The sequence below is a fragment of the Amycolatopsis echigonensis genome (assembly GCF_002846615.1).
In the GTDB taxonomy this organism is placed as follows: Bacteria; Actinomycetota; Actinomycetes; order Mycobacteriales; family Pseudonocardiaceae; genus Amycolatopsis; species Amycolatopsis echigonensis.
The window spans coordinates 4,961,651-4,983,903 of the sequence record NZ_PJMY01000003.1; the positions used below are offsets into that span (position 1 = coordinate 4,961,651).

The 22,253-nt window shown below is 70.5% G+C and carries 26 protein-coding genes; 13 read left to right on the forward strand and 13 right to left on the reverse strand.

The window, feature by feature from the left end:
* Positions 1–33 precede the first annotated feature (33 nt).
* Positions 34–1,164 (reverse strand): metallophosphoesterase, encoded by a 1,131-nt coding sequence (locus ATK30_RS28805; protein ID WP_167442023.1) that lies wholly within the window; start codon positions 1,162–1,164, stop codon positions 34–36.
* A 113-nt stretch (positions 1,165–1,277) separates the two neighbouring features.
* Positions 1,278–1,691, reverse strand: a complete 414-nt coding sequence (locus ATK30_RS28810) for a DnaJ family domain-containing protein (RefSeq protein ID WP_101438151.1) — start codon at positions 1,689–1,691, stop codon at positions 1,278–1,280.
* Positions 1,692–1,809: 118 nt separating this feature from the next.
* On the opposite strand from ATK30_RS28810, the gene ATK30_RS28815 reads away from it, so the two are divergent.
* Positions 1,810–2,613 carry a TetR/AcrR family transcriptional regulator gene (locus tag ATK30_RS28815; protein ID WP_167442024.1) on the forward strand — a complete coding sequence of 268 codons (804 nt, stop codon included), beginning with the start codon at positions 1,810–1,812 and terminating at the stop codon, positions 2,611–2,613.
* A 153-nt stretch (positions 2,614–2,766) separates the two neighbouring features.
* Positions 2,767–3,402, forward strand: a complete 636-nt coding sequence (locus ATK30_RS28820; RefSeq protein ID WP_101438152.1) for a LysE family translocator — start codon at positions 2,767–2,769, stop codon at positions 3,400–3,402.
* Positions 3,403–3,425: 23 nt separating this feature from the next.
* On the opposite strand, the gene ATK30_RS28825 is transcribed toward ATK30_RS28820, so the two are convergent.
* The 3 genes from ATK30_RS28825 to ATK30_RS28835 form a co-directional block, all read right to left on the reverse strand.
* Positions 3,426–4,289, reverse strand: a complete 864-nt coding sequence (locus ATK30_RS28825; protein WP_244194747.1) for an SDR family NAD(P)-dependent oxidoreductase — start codon at positions 4,287–4,289, stop codon at positions 3,426–3,428.
* Between the two features lie 106 nt (positions 4,290–4,395).
* Positions 4,396–5,610, reverse strand: coding sequence for a lytic transglycosylase domain-containing protein (locus ATK30_RS28830; protein WP_101438154.1), 1,215 nt, complete (start codon positions 5,608–5,610; stop codon positions 4,396–4,398).
* A gap of 165 nt (positions 5,611–5,775) precedes the next feature.
* On the reverse strand, positions 5,776–6,792 hold the full coding sequence (locus ATK30_RS28835; protein ID WP_101438155.1) for a helix-turn-helix domain-containing protein: 1,017 nt from the start codon (positions 6,790–6,792) through the stop codon (positions 5,776–5,778).
* Positions 6,793–6,843: 51 nt separating this feature from the next.
* Between ATK30_RS28835 and ATK30_RS28840 the strand changes: the two genes are divergently transcribed.
* The 5 genes from ATK30_RS28840 to ATK30_RS28860 all read left to right on the forward strand — a co-directional run bounded on the left by ATK30_RS28840 (position 6,844) and on the right by ATK30_RS28860 (position 10,058).
* Positions 6,844–7,233: a cupin domain-containing protein gene (locus ATK30_RS28840; protein ID WP_101438156.1), complete on the forward strand. Its 390-nt coding sequence runs from the start codon at positions 6,844–6,846 to the stop codon at positions 7,231–7,233.
* A gap of 40 nt (positions 7,234–7,273) precedes the next feature.
* A complete protein-coding gene (locus ATK30_RS28845; protein WP_101438157.1) occupies positions 7,274–7,780 on the forward strand; it encodes a winged helix-turn-helix transcriptional regulator in 507 nt (168 codons plus the stop codon).
* A gap of 96 nt (positions 7,781–7,876) precedes the next feature.
* Complete coding sequence (locus ATK30_RS28850; RefSeq protein WP_101438158.1) at positions 7,877–8,389, forward strand: SRPBCC family protein; 513 nt, start codon at positions 7,877–7,879, stop codon at positions 8,387–8,389.
* Positions 8,389–9,426 (forward strand): LLM class flavin-dependent oxidoreductase, encoded by a 1,038-nt coding sequence (locus ATK30_RS28855; protein ID WP_101438159.1) that lies wholly within the window; start codon positions 8,389–8,391, stop codon positions 9,424–9,426. Before ATK30_RS28850 ends, ATK30_RS28855 begins: the two co-directional genes overlap by 1 nt.
* A gap of 86 nt (positions 9,427–9,512) precedes the next feature.
* Positions 9,513–10,058: a dihydrofolate reductase family protein gene (locus tag ATK30_RS28860; RefSeq protein ID WP_101438160.1), complete on the forward strand. Its 546-nt coding sequence runs from the start codon at positions 9,513–9,515 to the stop codon at positions 10,056–10,058.
* A gap of 72 nt (positions 10,059–10,130) precedes the next feature.
* Here the strand turns inward: ATK30_RS28860 and ATK30_RS28865 are convergent, their stop codons facing one another.
* From ATK30_RS28865 to ATK30_RS28875, 3 genes are all read right to left on the reverse strand, one after another.
* Positions 10,131–11,657 (reverse strand): AMP-binding protein, encoded by a 1,527-nt coding sequence (locus tag ATK30_RS28865; RefSeq protein WP_101438161.1) that lies wholly within the window; start codon positions 11,655–11,657, stop codon positions 10,131–10,133.
* A 93-nt stretch (positions 11,658–11,750) separates the two neighbouring features.
* Positions 11,751–12,110: a VOC family protein gene (locus ATK30_RS28870; protein ID WP_101438162.1), complete on the reverse strand. Its 360-nt coding sequence runs from the start codon at positions 12,108–12,110 to the stop codon at positions 11,751–11,753.
* A 24-nt stretch (positions 12,111–12,134) separates the two neighbouring features.
* On the reverse strand, positions 12,135–12,953 hold the full coding sequence (locus tag ATK30_RS28875; protein WP_101438163.1) for a LuxR C-terminal-related transcriptional regulator: 819 nt from the start codon (positions 12,951–12,953) through the stop codon (positions 12,135–12,137).
* Between the two features lie 93 nt (positions 12,954–13,046).
* Here ATK30_RS28875 and ATK30_RS28880 point away from each other — a divergent pair, with 93 nt between their 5' ends.
* The 3 genes from ATK30_RS28880 to ATK30_RS45700 are packed head-to-tail and all read left to right on the forward strand — an operon-like array spanning position 13,047 to position 14,178.
* Positions 13,047–13,802, forward strand: coding sequence for a hypothetical protein (locus ATK30_RS28880; protein ID WP_167442025.1), 756 nt, complete (start codon positions 13,047–13,049; stop codon positions 13,800–13,802).
* Positions 13,783–13,962, forward strand: coding sequence for a GNAT family N-acetyltransferase (locus ATK30_RS45695; protein WP_208637436.1), 180 nt, complete (start codon positions 13,783–13,785; stop codon positions 13,960–13,962). Before ATK30_RS28880 ends, ATK30_RS45695 begins: the two co-directional genes overlap by 20 nt.
* Before the next feature lie 36 nt (positions 13,963–13,998).
* Positions 13,999–14,178, forward strand: a complete 180-nt coding sequence (locus ATK30_RS45700; protein ID WP_208637437.1) for a hypothetical protein — start codon at positions 13,999–14,001, stop codon at positions 14,176–14,178.
* On the opposite strand, the gene ATK30_RS28890 is transcribed toward ATK30_RS45700, so the two are convergent.
* The 5 genes from ATK30_RS28890 to ATK30_RS28910 all read right to left on the reverse strand — a co-directional run bounded on the left by ATK30_RS28890 (position 14,175) and on the right by ATK30_RS28910 (position 19,061).
* Entirely contained in the window at positions 14,175–15,224 is a 1,050-nt protein-coding gene (locus tag ATK30_RS28890) for an amidohydrolase family protein (RefSeq protein ID WP_208637438.1), read from the reverse strand. The two genes, ATK30_RS45700 and ATK30_RS28890, sit on opposite strands and share 4 nt — an antisense overlap.
* A gap of 14 nt (positions 15,225–15,238) precedes the next feature.
* Entirely contained in the window at positions 15,239–16,051 is an 813-nt protein-coding gene (locus ATK30_RS28895; protein WP_101438165.1) for a dihydrofolate reductase family protein, read from the reverse strand.
* Positions 16,051–16,920, reverse strand: coding sequence for a dihydropteroate synthase (folP, locus tag ATK30_RS28900; RefSeq protein WP_101438166.1), 870 nt, complete (start codon positions 16,918–16,920; stop codon positions 16,051–16,053). The genes ATK30_RS28895 and folP overlap by 1 nt, the downstream gene beginning before the upstream one ends.
* Before the next feature lie 140 nt (positions 16,921–17,060).
* Entirely contained in the window at positions 17,061–17,360 is a 300-nt protein-coding gene (locus ATK30_RS28905; protein ID WP_101441121.1) for a YciI family protein, read from the reverse strand.
* Between the two features lie 180 nt (positions 17,361–17,540).
* Complete coding sequence (locus ATK30_RS28910) at positions 17,541–19,061, reverse strand: PucR family transcriptional regulator (protein WP_101438167.1); 1,521 nt, start codon at positions 19,059–19,061, stop codon at positions 17,541–17,543.
* A 161-nt stretch (positions 19,062–19,222) separates the two neighbouring features.
* Here ATK30_RS28910 and pucL point away from each other — a divergent pair, with 161 nt between their 5' ends.
* From pucL to ATK30_RS28925, 3 genes are all read left to right on the forward strand, one after another.
* A complete protein-coding gene (gene pucL / locus ATK30_RS28915; protein WP_101438168.1) occupies positions 19,223–20,104 on the forward strand; it encodes a factor-independent urate hydroxylase in 882 nt (293 codons plus the stop codon).
* A gap of 37 nt (positions 20,105–20,141) precedes the next feature.
* Positions 20,142–20,630, forward strand: a complete 489-nt coding sequence (locus ATK30_RS28920; RefSeq protein ID WP_101438169.1) for a nucleoside deaminase — start codon at positions 20,142–20,144, stop codon at positions 20,628–20,630.
* Positions 20,631–20,805: 175 nt separating this feature from the next.
* The gene (locus tag ATK30_RS28925; protein WP_101438170.1) at positions 20,806–22,248 is read left to right on the forward strand and encodes an NCS2 family permease; all 1,443 of its coding nucleotides are present in this window, start codon (positions 20,806–20,808) and stop codon (positions 22,246–22,248) included.
* Positions 22,249–22,253 lie beyond the last annotated feature (5 nt).

Genomic DNA, 22,253 nt, shown 5'->3' on the forward strand with positions numbered 1-22,253 from the left:
TGTGGCGGCGGCCGGGGCGGCGGGGAACCGGTCTCAGGCGCTGTGCAGGGTCAGCAGGGCGATCTCGTTCGGGGCGAACACCCGGAACGGCGGGCCCCAGAAGCCGGACCCGCGGCTGTTGTACAGCTGGGTCGGGCCGTGCCGGGTAAGGCCGGACAGCGTGGGCTGGTCGAGGCGGACCAGCAGGTGGAACGGCCAGATCTGGCCGCCGTGGGTGTGCCCGGAGATCTGCAGGTCGACGTTTTCCTCGCGGGCCTGGGCGACCTGTTTCGGCTGGTGGGCCAGCAGGACGACGGGAACGTCCGGGTCGGAGCCGTCGAGGGCCGCGGCCAGGTCGGGGCCGTGGCCGGCCAGGCCGGAGGCGGCTCCGGTGGGGTCGTCGATGCCGGCGAAGAGCAGGCGGGCGCCGTCGCGTTCGAGCAGGGTCGAGCGGTTGTGCAGGGTGTCCCAGCCGAGGCTCGCCATGTGGTCCAGCCAGGCCTGTGCCTCGCCGAAATACTCGTGGTTGCCGGTGATGTAGAACCGGCCGAGCGGAGCCTGGACGCCGCCGAGCGGGTCGACCTGCTTGCGCCGCTTGGCGACCGATCCGTCGGCGAGGTCCCCCGCGTGGCAGACGACGTCCGGCTGCAGCCGGTTCAGTTCGGCGACCAGGCGTTCGGACCAGCGGGTGCGGTCGAGCGGGCCGTAGTGGGTGTCGGTGATGACCGCGACGCGAAGCCCGTCGAGCCCGGGGCCGAGCTTCGGCAGCACGACGTCGACCGCCTTCACTGGCGGCACCCGCATGGCGATCCGGTTCCCGGTGACGAGCAGCACCGCCGCGACGGCGAGCGTGACCGCGGCCGCGATCCGCGGCCGGGCGGGATCGTCCACTCCGGACACCAGCAGGACCAGCCGCAGCAGATGCGTGAGGACGCTCCAGGCGAACAGCACCCAGACCGTGCCGAGCAGGACGTCCGCGACCCGTGCGGCGGCGTCGTTCTGCTTCGGACCGTGCCCGAGCACCATGAGCACCGGAAAACTCAGTGCCGCCACGGCGAAAACGACCGTGCCGACGGCGGTGGCGGCCACGGGCCAGTCCGGCAGCAGCACGAGCACCGACCACGGCTCGCCGAACAACAAGAGCACCGCGGCGACCACGAAGGCGGCCCGACGAACTCCAACCACGGTTCTCTCCTTCGCCCAGGTGCTACCCAGCGTAGCCGCATCTGGGGGAAGGTGGTCGGAGTGTGAGGGGGAGGGGAGACCGTCTTCGGCGGTACGGCCCGGATTCGCCTCGCTCAGGACTCTCCGCGGCCCGCGCGCCAGCTGGCCACCGTTTCCTCCACGTCCAGCGGCCGGGCGCGCAGAACGGGACCGTCCTGCGGCATCGCGTGTGCCTTGCGGATGCGGGCGTTCAGGTCCTCGACGATCTCGCGCACCTTCTTTTCGGTGCGGACTTTCGCCAGTTTCCTTGGCAGGTCTTGGATTTCCCGCGGCAAGGCGAGCGACGGCGGAAGGAACGCGGACACGTCGACGTCGCCTTCGCGGGCGCGGCGGAGCGCCCAGTCGGTCGCCGCGTCGCGGCCGCTCGGGGGCGGCAGCGGTTTTCCCGCTCCCGGAAGGTCTTCGAAGTCTCCGCGAGCTTCGGCGGCGGCGATCTGCCGGTCGACCCAGGTGTCGTACGACACGCCCGGTGGTTTGCGTTCGGTCACGGGAACCACCTCCCTCGCTGCCCAGCGTAGCGGCCAGTGCGACCGTGCGGAGGGGACGAAGGTCCTGAAACGGCAGGTAAGATCCCACGCTGACCGTACGAGGCCGGGAGGGGACGCGATGATCGTCGAGCACGAGGGCGACGGTCCCGAGGCCGCGCGCGAGGAGATCGAGCGCACGCTCGCGCTGCTGTGGCGCGACTGTGCGGGAGCCCCGGAGCCCTCAGCCCGCGGCAGGCGGCCGACGCTCACGATCGAACAGATCATCGCGGCGGCCATCGCGGTCGCCGACGCCGAGGGACTCGTCGCGACGTCCATGCACCGCGTCGCGAAGGAGCTCGGGGCGGGCACGATGACGCTCTACACCTATGTTCCCGGCAAAACCGAACTGATCGATCTCATGGTCGACACCGTTCTGCTCGAACGGAATCTTCCTGGGCCTGGCGAGCCGCGGCCGGAGGACTGGCGGGCGCGGGTGCGCGTTTACGCGGACCGGACGCGCGACATTTACCGTCGGCATCCGTGGCTGCGCGAGAGGTCCCGGGTCCGGCCCGCGCTCGGCCCGGGGCAGCTGGCCGGTCAGGAATATCTGCTGTCCATTATGGAGAGTCTGGGTCTGCCCGCACGCGAGGTTGTTGCGGCGGCCAATTCGGTCGCGGGCTACGTGGACGCGAACGCGGCGGCCGAGGCCGAGAGTGTCCACTTGGAACGGACCACCGGACAGTCCAATGACGCGTGGTGGGGACAGCGTTCTTCGTTCTGGTACACGTATTTCGACGTCGAGTCCCATCCGGCGATGAACCGGATCTGGCTCGCCGGCGGTTTCGAAAAGCCTTCCTCGGAGCAGGCGTCGGACGCGTCGGAGTTCGGCTTGGACCGGCTTCTCGACGGGGTCGCCGCCCGGATCGACCAGGTCGGCAAGTAGCTCAAGCGCTTCACCGGAACCTGAGCCATTGGCTTGCCGGAAAGGCGGCCGGCTCCGTCGCGAGCGCTCGAGCCCCGCGCCTGCCGCGGTGACCAGCGGGCGCGGTAAATATTGAACTGGACCGAATTCGCGGCGCACCGGGATGATGAGTCCATGTCGTCGATTGCGGCTTTCGCGGCCTTGTCCTTGGTCCTGGTCCTCATTCCCGGCCCCGCGGTCATGCTGGTCCTCAAGAGCGCGGTCGCTCGCGGCCGGGCGCCGGCCCTGCTGACCGCGCTCGGCGTGCTGGCCGCGGACCTGGTGTGGGCCGGCGCGTCGGTCGCCGGCTTGACGGCCCTGCTGGTGTCCTCGCAGATGGCGTTCGACGTGGTCCACTATCTGGGTGCCGCCTACCTGGTTTTCCTCGGCGGCAAACTCCTGCTGCCCCGCTCCTCGACCGTCTCCGCCCGACCCGACGTGGCGGCGTTGACCACCAGCCGGCCACGCGGCGGGTGGCGCGCGTTCCGGGAAGGGCTCCTCAGCGACCTGTCCAACCCCAAGACCGTCATCGTCTTCACCAGCGTCATTCCGCAGTTCGTCCACCACGGCGCCGGACCCGTCGACACTCTGGTCCTCGGGGTGGCGTTCGCGGTGATCGGATTCCTCTCTCTGACCGGTTACGCCGTGGTCTTCAGCGCCGCGGCCAAAATGCTGCGCAACGCACGGGTGATTCGCGTGATCCTCCGCGCAGGCGGCGCGATCCTGGCGGCATTCGGCGTCGGACTCGCCGTCGAGCGCCCCGCGGGGTGAACCGAGCGGACCTAGCGGGCGGGTCAGGAACCCTCGAGAGCGAACCGGATCCCGGTCGCTTCCTCGGAAAGCGTCCACAACCGGCGGCCGCGCGCTGGATCCCGGGAGGTGCGCATCGCCTTCCCTGACCGGGGTCGGCCCACCACGCCGAAGGCTGGACCGTAGTAAGAACCGCCGGTCGCGGCGGGATCGACCGCGGCCCGAACCGCGGGCCAAGCGCCGTGGTCCTTCCCCTGCGTACCCGGCGCGAGGAACCGCATGACCGGCACCGGCTGGGTGATTCCCGGCCGCGCGGGGCTGGTGCGTTCGAGACTGAACCCTGGATGCGCGAGGATCGCCCGCACCGGCGAATCTGCCGCGCGCAGCCGTCGATCGAGCTCCATGGCGAACGACTGCACTGCGTGCTTCGACAGCGCATACGCGCGAAAGTCCGAATATTTGCGCGAACTCTGCAGGTCGTCGATGTCGTATGGATACATCCGGGTGATCAGGCTGCCCGCCAGCACCACCCGCGCCGCCGACGCGGTCAGGACCGGCATCGCCAGTGCGGTGAGCGCGAAGTGGCCGAAGTGGTTGGTGCCGACCGCCAGTTCCAGCCCCTGTTTCGTGGTCCGGCGCACCGGTCCGGGCGCGGTGATGCCAGCGTTTTCGATCAACGCGTCCACGCGGTCGAGCCGTCCGAGCGCCTCGACGGCTGCCGGGACGGAGTCGAGATCGGCCAGGTCCAGCGGGATCGTGCTCAGCGAAGCCGAACCGACGCGCGTGCGCACCATTTCCACCGCCGCGCGCAGCCGCGAAGGGTCTCGGCCCAGCAGGGCGACGTGGGCTCCGGCGGCGGCCAGTTGCTCGGTGATGAAGTAGCCGATGCCGGCGTTGCCCCCGGTCACCGCATAGAACCGGCCAGCGAGGTCAGGCAGATTCCTCGGATTCCACGCCACGATCGCCCCCGCAGTCCGGTGTCTCGGTCCGGTCCGGACTATACGAACGCCGCGGTCAGTGCGTCGGCGGGGCCTGGGTCGTGGTGCTCGAAGTGGTGGTCGTGGTGGTCGGCGTGGCCGGGTTCGCCGGAGCGGAGCTGGATGGCGTCGTGCTCGTCGGCGTGGTGCTGGTGGGCGTGGTGCTGGTGGGGCTCGGGCTGGCCGGCGTAGTGGGGGTGGTCGGCGTGGTGGGCGCCGTGCTCGTCGGCTTCGCCGGGGAGCCGCTGGCCGGCGCGGTGCTGCTGCCCGGCAGTTGCGTCGGCGTGCCCGGTTGGCCTGGTTGGTTCGGCTGGTTCGGGGTGCCCGGCTGGGCCGGGGTCACCGGCGGGGCGGGCGGCGCGACGTCGCCCGCCGGGCTGCCCGCCGCGGCCTCGACCGCGCCGGGGCCGGGCGGGGCTCCGATCGGGACCGGGCTGTCCGGCAGCTTCGAGACGCCGTTGCGGTAGCCGTACGCGTACGCCATCACAGTGTCCACATAGGACTGCGAGTTGTTGTACCGGCGCACCGCGAGGCGCTGGTTGGCGTCGCTGGAGAGGTCCAGACCTCCGGAACACAGGTAGCGCGCGGTGGCGAGGGTCTCGTCGTAGACGTTGTTCGGGTCGGAGACGCCGTCGCCGTTGCCGTCGGAGGCGTAGGACGCCCAGGTCGACGGGATGAACTGGGTCGCGCCGACCGCGCGGTCCCACACCGGGTCGCCGTCGTAGCGGCCGTGGTCGGTGTCGCGGATCGCGGCGAACCCGCCGGCGCCGTCGAGGACCGGGCCGAGAATGGGTTCGAGGGTGTTGCCCCGGGAGTCGACGTAGCCGCCGCGGGCGTGGTTCGACTCGACCCGCCCGATGGCCGCGATCAGCGCCCAGTCGACGTGGCAGCCGGGCTGTTCGCGGGCCATGATGTCGGCCGCGTTGCGGTAGGCCCGCAGCATGCTGTCCGGGATGCCCAGCGGGCCGGCGGTGGTCGCCGAGCCGGGGCCGTTCGGGTAGCCCGGGACGCCGAGCGCCTGCGGGACCGGCGGCTGCGGGAGGCTGCCGTCCACGCCGATCGGCGGGAACGTGATGCCCGGCGGCAGTCCCGGCGTGTTCGGCGCGGCCTGGGCGGCCGGCGGCTCAGCGGCGCGCAACGCCATCGGGATGCCGGACGACGTCACCGTCGGCAGCACCACGAGCGCGCCTCCGGCGAGGGCGGCGAAAGCCCGGCTCCGGGCGTTCCGTCCCTGCAGGCGGCGTATGGCCATGCGCTTCTCCCCGTTCGTTTGCCGGTCCGCGGCCCAAGCTAGCGGATCCGTGCGCGATCCGGTGAGGGGTCGGCGGAATTCTGTCCGTTCCGGCCAACTTTCGTTCGTCTGGCATAAAACCTTCGGCGGGTTCCGGTCATCGGGGCTTAACCGGGATTTCGCCGATTAGGCCGAATGGAGCAATCCGTTCGGCGGGTCCACTGTGGACCGCGGGGTGGCTTCCGCCGGGCCGAACCGCTTCCGGTACTCCGACGGCGACAGTCCGGTGTGCCTGCGCAGCTGCGACCGGAGGTTCGCACCGGTGCCCAGCCCGGTGCGGGCGGCGATGCGGTCCAGACCATGTTCGCCGCGTTCGAGCAGGCGGCGGGCCAGTGTGACGCGCTCGGCGGTGAGCCAGGCCAGCGGCGTCGTGCCGAGTTCGGCGCGGAACCGGCGGTGCAGGGTGGCGGCGCTGGCCGACGCGCGAGCGGCGAGATCAGCGACCGCGAGCGGCTGGTCGAGGTGCTGACGGGCCCATTCCAGCACCGGCGCGAGGGAAGCGTCCGGACTCTCCGGCACCGGGCGTTCCACGAACTGTTGCTGGCCGCCTTCGCGGTGTCCGGTGAAAACGAGGCGACGGCTGACCGCGTTGACGATTTCCGCGCCGTGATCGCGTTGGATCACGTACAGCCCCAAATCGAGGGCAGCCGCACTTCCGGCGGCGGTAAGAACTGTGCCGTCGTCGACGAACAGGACCTCCGGCTCCAGCTGGACCCGGGGGTAGCGCGCGGTGAACGCCTCGGCCCATCGCCAGTGCGTGGTGGCGCGGCGGTTGTCCAGCACGCCGGCCTCGGCCAGGGTGAACGCGCCGGTGCAGAAGCTCATCAACCGCGCGCCGCGGGCGTCCGCACGCCGGATCGCGGCGAGGATTTCCGGGTCGGCCGGGGTTTCCGGATCCGGCCGGTTCGGGACGATCACCGTGTCCGCGGCGTCGACCGCCTCGAGGCCGGCGACGTCGGCGAGGGTGAAGAAACCCCGGTGCATCCGGGCTTGCCCGCCGGGCGCGGCGAGCGCGAAGTCGTACCACGGCCGCCGCAGTTCCGGCCGGCGCAGGCCGAACAGCTCCGCCGCGACGCCCATTTCGAACGGGTTCGAGCCGTCGCTGACGATCATCACGACGCGGTGCGAGGATCCTTTCGGCATCTGCGATTCCTAGCACTCCCGGTCATCGGTGACCAGGCCCAAGATCGACCTATGTCAACTCAGCCTCTCGACCTGCGGGCCGTGCTCGCCGGATTCGACGCCCCGTGGAGCCCTCGAATCGTCACCACTGTCAACGACTACGACATCCGGCTCGCCCGGTTCTCCGGCGAACACGTGTGGCACAAACACGACAACACCGACGAGTTCTTCCTGGTCCTCGACGGCAGCATCGAGATCGGCCTGCGCGAAGCGGACGGCGAACGGACGGTGACGCTGACCCGCGAGCAAGCGTTCGTGGTCCCGCGCGGCACGTTCCACAAACCGTCGTCGAAGGAGGGCGCGGTGGTGCTGCTGGTGGAACCGTCCGGGACGCTTTCGGTCGGCGACGAGCACGAAGAAGTGCCCGACACGGTCGACGTGACCGTCGGGCATCGCGTCTGACCTGCTGGGTTGCACTGTGGGACGGCGTATCCTCGCCGTCATGAAACGCACTTCCTTCGCGCAGTGGCCGTGCTCGATCGCCCGGACCATGGACCTGCTCGGGGATTCGTGGACGCCGCTGGTGCTGCGGGACGCCTTCTACGGCGTCCGCCGCTTCGACGAGTTCCAGCAGGCGCTCGGCATCGCGCGCAACACCCTCGCCGACCGGCTGCGCAGGCTGGTCGACGAGGGTTTGCTGGAAAAGCGCGCCTACCAGGCCGAACCGGTGCGCTACGACTATGTGCTCACCGAGAAGGGGCGCGATTTCTGGAGCGTGCTGGCCGCGATGACGGCCTGGGGCGACCGGTGGCTGGCCACCGAAGCGGGCCCGCCGATCGTGCTGCACCACGACGCCTGCGGACACGACACGACCGCGGCCGTGGTGTGCGCGGAATGCGGCGAGCCGCTGTCGGCGGACGACACCCGGATGCGGCGAGGGCCCGGATTCCCGGAGCGGCTGGCGCGGCGCCCCGACGTCCAGGCGAGGTTCGAGCCCCAGGAACAGTGAGCCGGTCCTGCCCGGCTTTGTCCTCCGGCGTGATTGACAGGGTCAGTCTAGTTACGCAACTATGCTGGTCGAGACGCCAACGGAGGAGGAACCACGATGGAGTGGACCGGCGCGCGGTACGCGGACGCCCCGACCGTGCAGGTGGACGCGTGGATCGACGGCTCGCCCGAGCAGGTCTGGCGGTTCGCCTCGGATGTCGCGCTGATGCCGGAGCTGAGCGGCGAACTGCAGGCGGTCCGGTGGTGCGACGACGGGTCGGGCCCGGCGCTCGGACGGTCCTTCGTCGGGCGCAACCGGCACGAGGCGCGCGGCGAATGGGAGACCACGTCCTACATCGTCGAATGCGAGAAGCCGCGCGTCTTCGCCTGGGCGGTCGCCGATCCGGCCAATCCGACCGCGGTCTGGCGGTTCACCCTCGCCCCGGAGAACGGCGGCACGCGGCTCACCCAGTGGGCGCAGATGGGGCCGGGACCGTCCGGGATATCGGAGGTGATCGCGCGGATGCCGGAGAAGGAACAGAAGATCGTGCACGTCCGGCTGTGCGAGTTCGAGGCCGCGATGACCGCCACGCTCGGCGCGATCAAAACCCGCGTGGAGACCGCCGGATGATGCGCACGGCCACCACCGTCGAGGCGTCCTCGGGCTGGCCGGACATCCGGGATTTCGTGCTGGAGGCGGAAAAACTGGGTCTCGGCGAATGCTGGGTGGCCGAAGCGTGGGGTTCGGACGCGCCGTCGGTGCTCGGCTATCTCGCCGCGCGCACGGACCGGATCCGGCTCGGCTCCGGCATCATGCAGCTCGGCGTGCGCACGCCGGTAGCGCTCGCGCAAGCCGCGCTCACCCTGGCCGAGATGTCCGGCGGACGGTTCGCGCTGGGGCTCGGGCCGTCTGGTCCGCAGGTGATCGAGGGGCTGCACGGGGTGCCGTTCGCGCGGCCGCTGACCCGGATGCGCGAGACGGTCCAGATCATCCGCAGCGCCTTCGCCGGGGAGAAGATCTCCTTCGAGGGCAAGGCTTTCCGGATTCCGTTGCCGGGAGAGTCCCGCCCGATGCGGCTGTCGACGACGCCGAACGAGGACATCCCGATCTACCTGGCCACGCTGTCCCCGCGAATGCTGGAACTCACCGGCGAACTCGCCGACGGCTGGCTGGGCACGAGCTTCGTCCCCGAGGGGGCCGACGCCTACTTCCGGCACCTTGACGCCGGGCTCGCGAAAGCGGGCCGGAGCCGCAGCGATCTCGTGGTGTGCCAAGGCGCGGAGGTCGCGTTCGCGTCCGATGAGGACGAACTGCGCCCCATGGTCGCCGGGCGCAAGAAGGAGCTGGCCTTTTCGCTGGGCGGCATGGGTTCGGCGAGCACGAACTTCTACCACGACGCCTACAGCAGGCAAGGCTGGGCCGACGTCGCCGCGGAGGTGCGGGAGCGCTGGCAGTCCGGCGATCGCGACGGCGCGGCCGAACTCGTGACTGACGAGATGGTGCTCGCGACGACGCTGATCGGCACTGAGGACATGGTCCGCGCGCGCTTGAAGGTGTGGCGCGCCGCCGGAGTGGACACGGTCCGGCTGTATCCGGCGGGCGACACCCTGGACGAACGGCTCGCGACGCTCGGCCGGGCACTCGAGTTGGTAACGGAAGTGCCCTGACAGACCAGGCGTTGAGCCGACCGGCTGCGTCGGCGGGTCCGGCTGCGCCATAGTGGCGGCGATCCCGAACCCCAAGGAGCCGCTTGATGCGCAAGATCGTGTCCACTTTGTTCGTCTCGCTCGACGGCGTGGTCGAGGCGCCGGACCAGTGGTCTCTCTCGTACTGGAACGACGAGCTCGAACACGCGGTGGGCGACGGCATGGCGGACGCCGACGCGATGTTGCTGGGCCGCGTCACCTACGAGGGTTTCGCCGAGGCCTGGCCCGGCCGCACGGACGACCCGGGCGCGGAGTTCATGAACAGCGTGCCGAAGTACGTCGCGTCCACCACCCTGACCACGGCGGACTGGCACAACACGACCCTGTTGCGCGGCGACCTCGGCGAGGCGATCGCGGACCTGAAATCCAGCGCGGGCGGCGACATCATGACCAGCGGGAGCACGACGCTGGTGCGATGGCTCCTGTCGCACGGGCTGGTGGACGAGCTGACCCTGCTGCAGTACCCGGTGGTGGTGGGCAAGGGAAGGCGGTTGTTCCCCGCGGAGGGCCCGCAGCTGGACTTCCGGCTGGCGGACACGACGACGTTCCGCAACGGCGTGCTGCGATTGGTTTACCGGCCGTCGGACGACTAGCGGACCGATCTCCCGCCACCGCGCCGAACGCCGCATTGGGTGCGTCTGAGGCACCCAATGCGGCACCGGGGTTCAGTTCACCTGCCGGTCCTGTCCTTCCCAGAACGGCTGGCGCAGCTTGAACTTCTGGATCTTCCCGGTCGCCGTCCGCGGCAGTTCCGGGAGGAACTCGACTCGCTTCGGGCATTTGTACCCGGCCAGGTGCTGGCGGCAGTGCGTGATCAGCTCGTCCGCCGTCACCTCGGTTCCGTCCGTCACCACCAGCGCCGTGACCAGCTCGCCCCATTTCTCGTCCGGGATGCCGATCACCGCGGCTTCCCGGACGGCCGGGTGCGAGTTCAGCGCGTCTTCCACCTCGATCGACGACACGTTCTCGCCGCCGGTGATGATGACGTCCTTCTTGCGGTCGGCGATGGTCAGGTAGCCGTCGGTGAAGGTGCCGCCGTCGCCGGTGTGGAACCAGTTGCCTTCCTGGACCCGCGCGGTCTCGTCCGGGTTTTCCCAATAGCCGTCGAGGTTGTGGTTGCTTTGGGTGAGGACCTCGCCGTCGGCGTCGATCGTGACGCGGACGCCCAGGGCCGGGGCGCCGGCGCGGCCCAGGAGTTTCGCTTGCTCGTGCGGGTCCAGGTCGGCCCATTCGCTGCGGAAACGGTTGACCGTGACCAGCGGCGAGGTTTCGGTCAGGCCGTAGATCTGGATGAACTCCCAGCCGAGTTCGGCACGCACGCGTTCGATGGTCCGGGTCGGCGGCGGCGCGCCGGCCACCACGATCCGGACCCGGTCGCGGCCGGGGATCTCGCCGTCCCAGGAGGCGGCGCCGTCCAGCGCCGCGGTGACGACGGCGGGGGCGGCGCACATGATCGTCACGCCGTGTTCCTGTACGCGGCGCAGGATTTCGGTGCCGTCCACTTTGCGCAGCACGATGTGTCGTCCGCCGAGACCGGTGACCGCGTACGGCATGCCCCAGCCGTTCGCGTGGAACATCGGCAGCGTGTGCAGCAGCACGTCGTTGTCGCTGAGCGTGGTGTGCAGGCCGAAAGTGGTGGCGTTGAGCCACAAATTGCGGTGCGTGAGCTGGACGCCCTTCGGCCGCGCGGTGGTGCCGGAGGTGTAGTTGATCGTGGCGGTCGCGGATTCGTCGGCGGACCACGGTCGCGGTTCGCCCGCACCGCCCCAGATTTTGTCGTCGTCCTCGCCGAGGACGAACACGTGTTTCGCGGTTACGCTGTCCAGCAACGGTTTCAGCTCGGGGTCGAGCAGCAAGACCTCGGCGCCGGAGTGCTCGACGATGTAGCGCACCTCGGCGGCGGCGAGGCGGAAGTTCACCGGAACCAGGATGCGGCCCCAGCCGGAGACGCCGAAGAACGACGTCAGCAGCCGCGCGGAGTTGTGGGAGACGATGGCGACCCGGCCGCCGACGGGAACGCCGAGCGCGTCGAGGTTCGCCGCCTGCGCGCGGGCGCGGCGGGCGAGTTCGCGGTAGGTCACCGAGCCCCAGGACTGCGCGGGCTGGGCGGGTTCGTCCACCACCGCGACCCGGTCCGGGTACACCGTTTCGGCGCGGTCGAGGAAGTCGCGGACACTGAGGTCATAAAACACGTGCCGATCCCTTCGCGTCAGCGGGCCGCACTGCCCGCGCGGGTGATTTTCGCTCGCCGGACCGGATCCAGCCACCCCACATGGAGGGTGCGTTCAGAAGTACTGGACGACGCAGAACTCGTGCCCCTCGGGATCGGTCATCCCCAGCACGACGCCCTCGCCGGGATAGTCGTGGCGCTCGCCGGTCCAGCGCCCGCCCAGCTCCTCGATCCGCGCCCGGGCCTCGTCGATGTCGTCCACTTCGACGTCCAGATGCAGCCGCACCTTGCCGCGCTTCGGCTCGGGAACGCGCTGGAACGTCAGCCGGGGAGCAGGGTCGAACCGCGAGCCGACCGTCGCCCAGTCCGGTCTGGCGTGCTCTGCGGAAACCGGCCGGTCGAGTAGCGCGCTCCAAAAGCCAGCCAGCACAGCCGGTTCGGCGCAATCGATCGTGACTCCGCTCAGTCGCCTCATCCGGCCATCGTCGCATCGGACGCGCTAACGAAGGAGCCCAGCGGCCCGCGCCCGGTTCACTGCCTGCACCCGGTTGGACACCGCCAGTTTCCGCATCGCGTGCTTGAGATACGACTTGACCGTGTTGGGCAGCAGGCCTAGCCGGTCGGAGATCTCGTCGTTCGTGCAGCCCTCGCTGACCAGCCGCAGCACGTCGACCTCGCGCGGGGTCAGCGCGACGCCCGGCAGGTCCAGCTCCGGACGCAGCCGTTCGCACACCGCCAGCAGCCGCTGCCGGGCGGTTTCGTCGGCGATCGACCCGGCGATGGCCGTGAGTTCGGCGTGCAGGTCGCCGCGTTCGGCTGGCGGGACGACCGTCGGCGCGGCCAGCCGGCGCTGTACTTCTTCCTCGACCTCGATGTCGCGACCCAGCCGCGTCGCCACCGCGGTCGCCGCGTGCAACAGCCGGTCGCCGAACGCGATCGACTCTCGGGACGCCGCGTACAGCACCGCGCGCGTGGTCTCGCCGACGCGCACCGGGAGCGCCACCATCGCGCGCAGCCGTTCGGGCGCCACCGCGTGGTCGTATTTATGCGTGATGCCCTGTGCGCTGAGGTAGTCGACCACCGTCGACGGCCGCGCCAGGGCCACTGCTTTGCCGCCCAGCCCGGCCCCGGTGTCCACCTGCACGTGCTGCAACGACCGGGTGGCGGTGCCGCGCAGCTGGTCGATCACGTGCGAGCGGGAAGCGGCCGACACCGGTCCGCCCATCGCGACGGGCAGCTCGGTCGCGATTTGCAGTGCTTTGAGCGCGCCGGCGACCAGGGGGCTGGCCGTCAGCGCGAGCCGGCCCGGAGGCGTCATGGGCACCGTCCCGCTTCACTCGACCTTGATGGGTGGACGTCCACGTTACGCGTTGCGTCGCGTTCGGACTACTCGTGTGGTTCGGTGGCACACGTGGCAACCTCGGATTTCGATACCGTCGCCGACCGGCTCTACGCAGGTGATCCGGCCGACTTCGTCGCTGAGCGCACCGCGGCCGCCCGCGCGGCGAAGGAAGCGGGCGACGTCGAGCTGGCGCGCCGGATCCGCGCGCTGCGGAAGCCGACCGCGGCCGCGGCGTACCTCAACCGCCTGGCGCGCGACGGGTCCGCTCCGCTGTCCGAGCTGGCGTCGCTGGGCGACAAGCTCCGCGAAGCGCACGAGAAGCTCGACGGCTCCCGGCTGCGCGAACTGGCGCACCAGCGGGCGGAGCTGGTGCAGCGGATCGTGCGGGACGCGACCGGCTTGAGCGATTCCGTCGAGCGCGAGGTGGAGGAGACGCTGGAGGCGATCGTGGCGGACGCCGACGTCGCCCGGCTGGCGCTGGCCGGACGGCTGACGTCGAAGGCTCGTCAGGACGCCGACCGCTGGCTGTCGCTGCCGACGAATCCCGCGCCCGCCAAGAAGACCCGGCAGTCCGAAAAGGACCGGAAGGCCGAGGAGGAAGCCCGGGTCCGCGCGCTCGAACGGCGGCAGGCGGTGCGGGCGCGGGCGGAGGCCGAGCGGAATCTGCAGCGCGCGGAGCGGACAGCCGAACAGGCCGACGACCGCGTGACCGAATTGCGGGAACGGCTCGCCGAGGCGGAGCAGCGCGCGGCACGGGCGGCCGACGAACTGGCCAAGGCGCAGAAGACTTTCGAGGAAGCCGACGATGCCGTTCAGCGGTCTTGAGGACTTGTCCGACGGCATGCTCGTCTTGTCGCCATCGCGTCCGGACGACGCGGAGGCGCACTTCGCGGGTGAGGACTCGGAGCTGGTCCGCTGGCTCAACGGCGGCCCGGGGACGCTCGCCGGGACCCGGGAGTATTTCCAGCACTGCCAGGAGGAATGAGCCTCCGGCGGATCACGGCAGGTGTTCGGCGTCCGGGTGAACGGCGAGCTGACGGGGACGGTCGACCTGCGGTTCTCCGGTGAGCATCTCGCGCCGGGGGGGGTGAACGTGGCTTATGGCCGCTATCCCCGATGGCGGGGGCGCGGGTTCGCGCCCAGCGGTCAGCTCAGCGAGGACGGCGCAGTGTTCGACCGGTATTTCCTGGACCTCGGCTAGATTTCCGTTCCCGCACACCACACCGTGCGGATCGCCCGCGTCGCAGACAGGTCCGCCACCGGATCGCCTTCGACCAGGACCAGATCCGCTCGTAGTCCGGGCCGGATCTCGCCTCGGTCGGTCAGCCCGAACGCCCGGGCCGGGTCGACCGTCGCGGCACGCAGGATTTCCGCCGGGGTCAACCCGGCCTCGGCCAGCAGCTCGAACTCGCGGTGCAGGCTCGACCCGTGCGCGACCTCGGCCGGGGCTCCGGGCTGGGCGTTGGCGTCGGTACCGGCGAGGATCTCGACCCCGGCGGCGTGCAGCGCGGCCGCGTTGGCCACGAAATCCCCAGCAGCGCCAGCGAAGCGGGTGAGCGCCGCTTCCATCATCGTGAGCGTCGGAACGGCCGTCTGCCCAGCGGCCGTCATCGCCGCGACGTCCTCCGCCGCGATCCGGCCGATCGTCGGCACGTGCGTCACGAACCGCGCGCCGGTCGCCACCGCCAAGTGGTACGCGCCGGGAGTGGCCGCGTGCAGGACAGTGTGCAGACCCCGTTCCCGCGCCGCGTCGACCAGCGCCTGCAACGCTTCGGCGGGCGGCCCGCCGTCGCCGGGAGCCTCCGCGACGCCCTTGACGTAGTCGACCCCTTCCGCGACCCGCTTCTCGACGAACCGGACCGCCGCGTCCGCAGTCGTCACGATCGAGGACGCGGGCATCCCCGGGATCCGGGCGTGCATGCCGCCGGGACCGATCGCGGGAGGACCAGCGCTGCGGAAGTCCGCCGGGCCTGCCGACCGCAAAGCGGCTACGCGCTCGGCGGGGAAGCACCCCATGTCGAGCGCGGTCGTGACCCCCCACGCGGCGAGGTCGGCCAACTGCTCAGGTGCGGTCAAGTGGACGTGCGCGTCGATGAACCCGGGCAGCAGCGTCGCCCCGGCGGCATCGATTTCCCGTGCCCCAGCGGAGTCCGTGCCGAGGACGGACCCGTCGATCACGACGGTGCGCGGCTCGGTGAGCCCTCGCCCGTCGAAGACGCGCACGTCGCGCAGAGCGGTCTTGGCCACGATCCCTCCCCGGGTCAGTGGACGCGATACCGCAACAGTAGTGAGTTGTCGTCCACCAGGGCGGAAAGCAGTTCGAGCTGCTGCGGGTCGATGGCCGCGCCCATCGCGACGCGCGGCGCGTCCCCGGCGACCAGCATCGGTGCCACGGTGAGGCGCAGTTCGTCCACCACGCCCGCGGCGAGCAGCGACGCGAAGAGATGCGGTCCGCCCTCGCAGTCGATCCGGCGCAGGCCTCGCCGGGCCAGTTCGTCGACCGCGGCCCGCAGGTCGACGTCGCCGTGCCGGGGGCGCGGGCGCTGCTCGTCCGGATCGGCGTGCAGGGCGGGGTCGCCGGTGGCCTCGTGCAGGGTCGGGTCGCCTGTCCCGGCGATCAGGACGTCCGCTCCGGCCGCCGCCCACGCCGCGCGCAGTTCCGGGTCGGTGGCCGCGCTCGTGATGACGATCGTCGGCACCAGCGCCTTGGTGATCACCGGGGCTTCCGGCGGCAGCGAACGGCCGGTGCTGACCACCGCGATCGGCGCGATCGGGGCCAGCCCGTGCCTGCGCCGCCGCTCAGCGGTCTTCTCGTCCGGCCGCAGGCCCTCGAAACCTTCGGCCTGTGCGGTGCCCGCGCCGACCAGCACGACGTCGGCGAGGTCGTTGCCCAGCCGGTAGACGATGCGGTCCGCGGGCGTCGACAGGCCGCCCGAGCGGCCCTCGATGGTGATCCCGCCGTCCGCGCTGGACACGAAGTTCACCGCGAGCCATTTCGGCAAGTCCGGATAGACGTAGAGCTGCTCGACGTCGGCCTCGGTGCGGTCCTGGTTCCCGGGGAAGATCTCGCGCATCAGACCGACCGTACAACGTTCGCCGGCGGCCGGGTGCCGACGATGCTCGCCACCATCTCCGCGACCTGCCGCGTTTCGCGGACCTGATGCGCGCGGAACATCGCCGCGCCGTGCATCGCGGACACCGCGGTGGCGGCGAGCGTGCCGATCACCCGTTCGCCGACCGGGAGGTCCAGCGTTTCGCCGATCACGTCCTTGTTCGACAGCGCCATCAGTACCGGCCAGCCGGTCGCGACCAGCGTGTCGACGTGCCGCAGCAGTTCGAGCGACTGGTAGGAGTTCTTGCCGAAGTCGATGCAGGGGTCGATCATGATGCCCTCGCGCGGCACGCCCGCGGCGAGCGCGCGCTCGGCCAGCGCGGTGGTGCCTTCGACCACCGCGGCCACGACGTCGTCGTACACCGGCCGGACGGCTTCGGTGCGCGGCACGAGACCGTTGGTGTGCGAGCAGATGTAGCCCGCGCCGTGTTCGGCGGCGACGTCGAGGATTTCCGGTTCGACCGCGGCCCAGTTGTCGTTGACCAGGTCCGCGCCCGCGCGGCAGACGGCGTCGGCGACCTCGGCGCGGTAGGTGTCCACGCTGATGACCAGGCCGGGGAAGTTCTCGCGGGCCCATTCGACGGTCGGCACGACGCGGCGGATTTCCTCGGCCGCGGTGACCTCGGGGCCCTTGCCTGCGGGCACGCCGCCGATGTCGATCAGGTCGGCGCCCTCGGCGTGCGCGCGGCGGATGGCCGCCTGCGCGGGTGCTTCTTCGAAGGTCGCACCGTTGTCGTAGAACGAGTCGGGAGTGCGGTTGATGATGGCCATCACCAGGGCGCGGTCACTGGTGAGGCGACGGCCTCGGAACACGAGGTCGGGCGTATGCATGCGGTCTCCCGGGCCGGAACGAAAGATCTCGCGCGATCATAGGCGAGTTCGCGGCGGGAGTTCGTCCGGCAGGTGGCGGGCGGAGCGGTCCGGAGGCCACCTGCGTCCGGGCGTTCGATCGATCTGCGTGGAGCGTGCGATCAGGAGGCGAGCGCCTCGTTGACGGTCAGGAACTCGCCCGCGGTGCGGGTGGCGGTGAATTCGATCACGCGGTAATGCGCGAGCCGTTGCAGCACGAGGGGATCGGTGGCGAGCACGGCGTCGAGCTTGCCGCGCAGGCACGGGCGGGTGATGATGACCTGGTCGGCGTCCTCGTTTCCTTTTCCGGAAACGAGGAACAATCCATGCTCGAACTGGCTTCGCAGCCACTCCGCATGTTCCGCCAGCGCGTAGTCGACTTCGTTTCGAGGTGCCGTGTAGGACAGCAAGGCGATGTACATGACCACAGAGTAGGACGCCCGGTCGGATGGTGCATCCTCCTCCCGAGTGCCGTCGCGTGTCATCGAATGGTCAAGTATTCCCAATAACTCTTTACGGATAAGCGTACTGTTTGGATTTCCGTTACGGGGTACGGGAAATCGCCGCCGCTGGCGTTTCCGCAGGACATTTCGGACGGATGGTCAAGACCACCCCCAGTTCTGCGTGAAGCAGCCCGCCAGATAAAGATCCACGCGATCGGCGAACCGGCTCGGATCGCGTCCGGTGAGTTCGCCGATCCGGGTGATCCGGTATCGCAGGGTGTTCACGTGCAAGTGCAGAGTGGCCGCCGTCTGCGTCCACGATCCCGAATGTTCCAGGAACGCCTTGAGCGTCGTTATCAGTTCGGAACCGTGTGCCGCGTCGTACGCGAGTACCGGCCCCAGTACTTTTTCGCCGAATGTCCGGCGCAAGCCCTCCGGCACGGCGGCGAGCAGCAGCAAATGTGAAGCCACTTCGTCTCCGGACAACACAGTCGCGCGGCCCGGCGTCATCGCCGCCAGCGTGCGCGCGTGCCGGGCTTCCTGCACGCCGGCGCGGAGACCGGCGGCGTCCGCGGCGCGGCTGAGGCCGAGCGTCAGCCGCGCGGACCCGAGTGCGGGTTCGATGGTGTGCACCGCTTCCCGCAACGTTTCGGTGTCGCGCGAGGAGAAGAGGCCGAACGTCTCGCCGTCGACGGTCGCCACGAGCACCGGCTGCCCGGTGGTCGCCAGCAGCTCCTCCACCAGCACCTGCGCGAGGCCCGGCCCGCCGCCGCGGACCTCGGCGGACAGCGTCGTCACCGGTTCCTGCGGGGCGAACCCGGCGGCGGACAGCCGGGACGTCAGCTCGCCCGGCGCGGCGTCGTCGGAGAGCACCAGCCGCAGCAGCGGTTCGGCCGCCCGGTTCTCGATCCGGCGGGCCTCGTCCACCCGGGACCGCTCGAGCCCGACCAGCGCCGCGAGTTCCAGGGCCAGCTCGCGGCGCGCGGACGTCCACTGCGCCGGATCGCCCTCCACCACCAGGAACCAGCTCGCGATCCGGTGCCCGGAGCGTCCGGCCGCGCCGAGCAGCGTGACCGGACCGTCCTGGCACGGCAACCGCTCGGCGCGCAGGAACCGGCGAGCCAGCGCGGTGCGGCGCGCGGCGGGCAGTTCCGGACCGCCAGCGAGCTGCTGTCCGGTCGCGCTCAGCACGAGACAGTCGGTGCCCAACTCCTCGGCACCCGCCTTGACCAGCGCGGACAGCCCGTGGCCGGAGGTCACCGCGGCCACCAGCCGCCGGTGCGAATCGCGAGCCGGAGCCGACCGTTCCGCGGCCAGGCCCAGGATCACCCGCTCGGCCACGGTCGCGAACGAAACCGACACCGGCACCTCGAACAACGGCAGGCCGACGCGTTCGCAGGCGGCCACGAGGTAGTCCGGCACCGGGCCGCCGACCTCGGCGGTGCCCGCCCCGAGAGCGGTCACGCCCGCGGCGGCCAGTTTGCCGACGAACGCGTCCGCGTCCGCCGGCCCCGGCAGCCAGCGCAGGCCGCAGAGCACGATCTCGCCGCCGTCGAGGTACCGCGTCGGGTCCTGCAGGGTCGCCTGGAAGACGCGGCCGAACTCCCGGTCGCGCGCGTTCTCGCCCGCCAGCAGCCGCAACCCCAGCTCCGGGGTGTCGAGCAGTGCACCCAGCCGCATGCGCGCCTCCTTCCGCCCATCAGTACCGCACACCAGAGGGGTTTGGCGGAAACTACGAAAAACCGGCCGTTCGCGGCCGCCGCTTTCGGTGGATCTGCCGTGGCCCGGGCCACGCCGCGCCAGGTGTACTCACTCGGCGAGCGAACGAGAAGGGATGACCAATGGCGATCGTTCTTGGCGACAACCGCTACGGGAAGGCCGAAAACCGGCTGGTCCGCGTCGACCGTGCCGCCGGTGACGGTGGCGAGCACCGCATCACCGACCTCACCGTGAGCGTGTCGCTGTCGGGCGACATGAGCGACACCCACCTGACCGGGGCCAACGACAAGGTGCTGGCCACCGACACGCAGAAGAACACCGTATTCGCTTTCGCCCGCGACGGCATCGGCGAGATCGAGGACTTCGCGCTGCGGCTGGCCCGGCACTTCGTGTCCACGCAGGAGAGCATCCACCTCGCCCGGGTCGGGATCGTGGCCCATCCGTGGGAACGGCTTCAGGTCGGCGGACGTCCCGCGCACCATTCGTTCGCGCGGTCCGGAGCGGGCACGCGCACCACGCGCGTCACTTACGACGGCGAGCGGGCCTGGGTGCTCGGCGGGGTCGAAGACCTGACCGTGCTCAACTCCACCGGTTCCGAATTCTGGGGCTTCCCGCGCGACCAATACACCACGCTGGCCGAGGTGAAGGACCGGATCCTCGCCACCGCGGTATCCGCGACCTGGCGGTTCTCCGTCGAAGAGACCGACTGGGCGCACGCGCACGAAACCGCGCTCGCCACGCTGCTCGACGCGTTCGGCGGCACGCACAGCCTGTCCCTGCAGCAGACGCTGTACGCGATGGGGGAGGCCGTGTTGGAAGCCGTCCCGGAGATCGCGGAGATCCGCTTCTCGCTGCCGAACAAGCACCACTTCCTCGTCGACCTCGAGCCGTTCGGGCTCGACAACCCCGGCGAGGTGTTCTACGCCGCCGACCGGCCCTACGGCCTGATCGAGGGCACCGTCCTGCGCGACGACGCCCCGCCGGCCGGCCCGGCCTGGTCCTGAGCACACCGAAACCTGAGCTGTTGGGAGCAGTACCGTCATGACCGTGTCCATCGATGCCGACGTCGAACGCGCCTGGCTCGCCGAATGCGTGCGGATCGCCGAGAAGAACGTCGCCGACGGCGGCGGCCCGTTCGGCGCGCTGGTGGTGAAGGACGGCGAGATCGTCGCGACCGGCGTCAACCGCGTCACCCCCTCGCTCGACCCGACCGCGCACGCCGAGGTGGTCGCGATCCGCGCGGCCTGCCAGGCGCTCGGCACGTTCAGCCTCGCCGGCTGCGTGCTCGTCTCCTCGTGCGAGCCGTGCCCGATGTGCCTCGCGTCGTCGCTGTGGGCCCGCGTGGACCGCGTGCTCTACGCCGCCGATCGCGACGACGCCGCCCGAGCCGGCTTCGACGACCGGGCCTTCTACGAGCTTTTCGACCACCCGCGCGAAACGTGGCAGACCCCGGTTTCGCGAGTGTCCACACCGGACGCTTTCGCCCCGTTCTCCGCCTGGCTAGGCCGACCCGACCGGATCGAGTACTGAGCCTCGGCGAGTGCTGATGCCGGTCAGAATCGGCTTCAGCGTCCCCCGCCCCACCCCACCGGGCCACCCTCCCGGTGCTGACCGGAGCACCAGAAAAACGCAAACGTCCCGCCGTGGGCGCCCCTCGCGCATGCCAGGGGTGCGTGCGGCACACCCACCGGCAAGGGGAGGACGCATGACCCAGGTACGCCTCGACGAAGCGGTGACCTCGGCTCCCGGACCCCAGCGCAAGTCCATTGTGGAGCGACTGTTCGAACTGCGCGCTCGCAACACCACCGTAGGCCGGGAAGTACGCGGCGGCTTGACCACGTTCGTCGCGATGGCCTACATCGTGTTGCTCAACCCGCTCATCCTCGGCGCTTCCGCCGACATCACCGGCGCGAAACTCAGCGCCGCGCAAGTGACCACGGCGACCGCGCTCGCCGCCGCGGTGATGACTGTCCTCATGGGACTCGTCGGCAACGCGCCGCTCGCGCTCGCCGCCGGTCTCGGCATCAACGGCATCGTCGCGTTCCAGATGGCCCCGTCGATGACGTGGGCGCAGGCTTTCGGGCTGGTAGTGCTCGAAGGCGTCTGCATTGTGCTGATGGCGGTCAGCGGCGTCCGGGAACGCATTATGAACGCGATTCCGGGTCCGTTGAAAACCGCGATCACCGTCGGCATCGGGCTCTATATCGCGCTCGTCGGCCTGGTGAGCGCCGGGTTCGTCACGCGGACCCCGGACGCGGCGCATACGACTGTCCCGGTGCGGCTCGGCCTCGGAGGGCATCTGCACGGCCTGCCGATCGCGGTGTTCTGCTTCGGCCTGCTGCTGATGACCGTGCTGATGGCGCGGAAGGTGCCGGGCGCGGTGCTGATCAGCATCGCCGCCGCCACCGTGCTCGCGGTGGTGCTGCACGACGGATTCGGCGTCGGCGATTGGGGCCTGACGACTCCGACGCTGCCGGATTCGGTCGTGGCGGCTCCCGATTTCGGGCTGCTCGGGCACATCGACCTGTTCGGCGGATTCGCCAAGGCGGGCGCGCTGACCGCGACGATCTTCCTGTTCACCCTGGTGCTGTCCGGCTTCTTCGACGCGATGGGCACGATCACCAGCGTGTCTGCCGAGGCCGGGCTGTCGGAGAACGGCCGGGTGCCGAGGATGGGCCGGATCCTGTTCGTGGACGGGGCCGGGGCGATCGCGGGCGGGCTGACCGGCTCGTCGCCGAACACCGTGTTCCTGGAGTCCGCGGCCGGCGTCGGGGAGGGCGCGCGGACCGGGCTGGCGAGTGTCGTGACCGGACTGCTGTTCGGAGCGACCCTGCTGTTCACGCCGATCGCGGGCATCGTCCCGGCGCAGGCCGCCGCGCCCGCGCTCGTGGTGATCGGCGGGATGATGGTGGCGCAATGCCGCAATATCCCGTGGAACGACCCGGACTACACGATCCCGGTGTTCCTGACGGTCGCGCTCATTCCGTTCACCTACTCCATCACCAACGGCGTCGGCGCGGGCCTCATCGCGTTCGTGCTGATCAAGACCTTCCGCGGGAAGTGGCGTGAAGCGGGGTGGATCCTCACCGTGCTCGCGCTCGTGTTCACCGTCTATTTCGGAATCGACGTGGTGAAGGCGATCCTCTGAGAAGA

What these genes read in the sequence shown, in the direction of transcription:
- ATK30_RS28815 (WP_167442024.1), top strand. Translation starts at nt 1,810, where the DNA reads ATGATCGTCGAGCACGAGGGCGACGGTCCCGAGGCCGCGCGCGAGGAG.
- ATK30_RS28820 (WP_101438152.1), top strand. Translation starts at nt 2,767, where the DNA reads ATGTCGTCGATTGCGGCTTTCGCGGCCTTGTCCTTGGTCCTGGTCCTC.
- ATK30_RS28830 (WP_101438154.1), bottom strand. Translation starts at nt 5,610, where the DNA reads ATGGCCATACGCCGCCTGCAGGGACGGAACGCCCGGAGCCGGGCTTTC.
- ATK30_RS28835 (WP_101438155.1), bottom strand. Translation starts at nt 6,792, where the DNA reads ATGCCGAAAGGATCCTCGCACCGCGTCGTGATGATCGTCAGCGACGGC.
- ATK30_RS28840 (WP_101438156.1), top strand. Translation starts at nt 6,844, where the DNA reads ATGTCAACTCAGCCTCTCGACCTGCGGGCCGTGCTCGCCGGATTCGAC.
- ATK30_RS28845 (WP_101438157.1), top strand. Translation starts at nt 7,274, where the DNA reads ATGAAACGCACTTCCTTCGCGCAGTGGCCGTGCTCGATCGCCCGGACC.
- ATK30_RS28850 (WP_101438158.1), top strand. Translation starts at nt 7,877, where the DNA reads ATGGAGTGGACCGGCGCGCGGTACGCGGACGCCCCGACCGTGCAGGTG.
- ATK30_RS28855 (WP_101438159.1), top strand. Translation starts at nt 8,389, where the DNA reads ATGCGCACGGCCACCACCGTCGAGGCGTCCTCGGGCTGGCCGGACATC.
- ATK30_RS28860 (WP_101438160.1), top strand. Translation starts at nt 9,513, where the DNA reads ATGCGCAAGATCGTGTCCACTTTGTTCGTCTCGCTCGACGGCGTGGTC.
- ATK30_RS28870 (WP_101438162.1), bottom strand. Translation starts at nt 12,110, where the DNA reads ATGAGGCGACTGAGCGGAGTCACGATCGATTGCGCCGAACCGGCTGTG.
- ATK30_RS28875 (WP_101438163.1), bottom strand. Translation starts at nt 12,953, where the DNA reads ATGACGCCTCCGGGCCGGCTCGCGCTGACGGCCAGCCCCCTGGTCGCC.
- ATK30_RS45695 (WP_208637436.1), top strand. Translation starts at nt 13,783, where the DNA reads ATGCCGTTCAGCGGTCTTGAGGACTTGTCCGACGGCATGCTCGTCTTG.
- ATK30_RS28895 (WP_101438165.1), bottom strand. Translation starts at nt 16,051, where the DNA reads ATGCGCGAGATCTTCCCCGGGAACCAGGACCGCACCGAGGCCGACGTC.
- folP (WP_101438166.1), bottom strand. Translation starts at nt 16,920, where the DNA reads ATGCATACGCCCGACCTCGTGTTCCGAGGCCGTCGCCTCACCAGTGAC.
- ATK30_RS28905 (WP_101441121.1), bottom strand. Translation starts at nt 17,360, where the DNA reads ATGTACATCGCCTTGCTGTCCTACACGGCACCTCGAAACGAAGTCGAC.
- ATK30_RS28910 (WP_101438167.1), bottom strand. Translation starts at nt 19,061, where the DNA reads ATGCGGCTGGGTGCACTGCTCGACACCCCGGAGCTGGGGTTGCGGCTG.
- pucL (WP_101438168.1), top strand. Translation starts at nt 19,223, where the DNA reads ATGGCGATCGTTCTTGGCGACAACCGCTACGGGAAGGCCGAAAACCGG.
- ATK30_RS28920 (WP_101438169.1), top strand. Translation starts at nt 20,142, where the DNA reads ATGACCGTGTCCATCGATGCCGACGTCGAACGCGCCTGGCTCGCCGAA.
- ATK30_RS28925 (WP_101438170.1), top strand. Translation starts at nt 20,806, where the DNA reads ATGACCCAGGTACGCCTCGACGAAGCGGTGACCTCGGCTCCCGGACCC.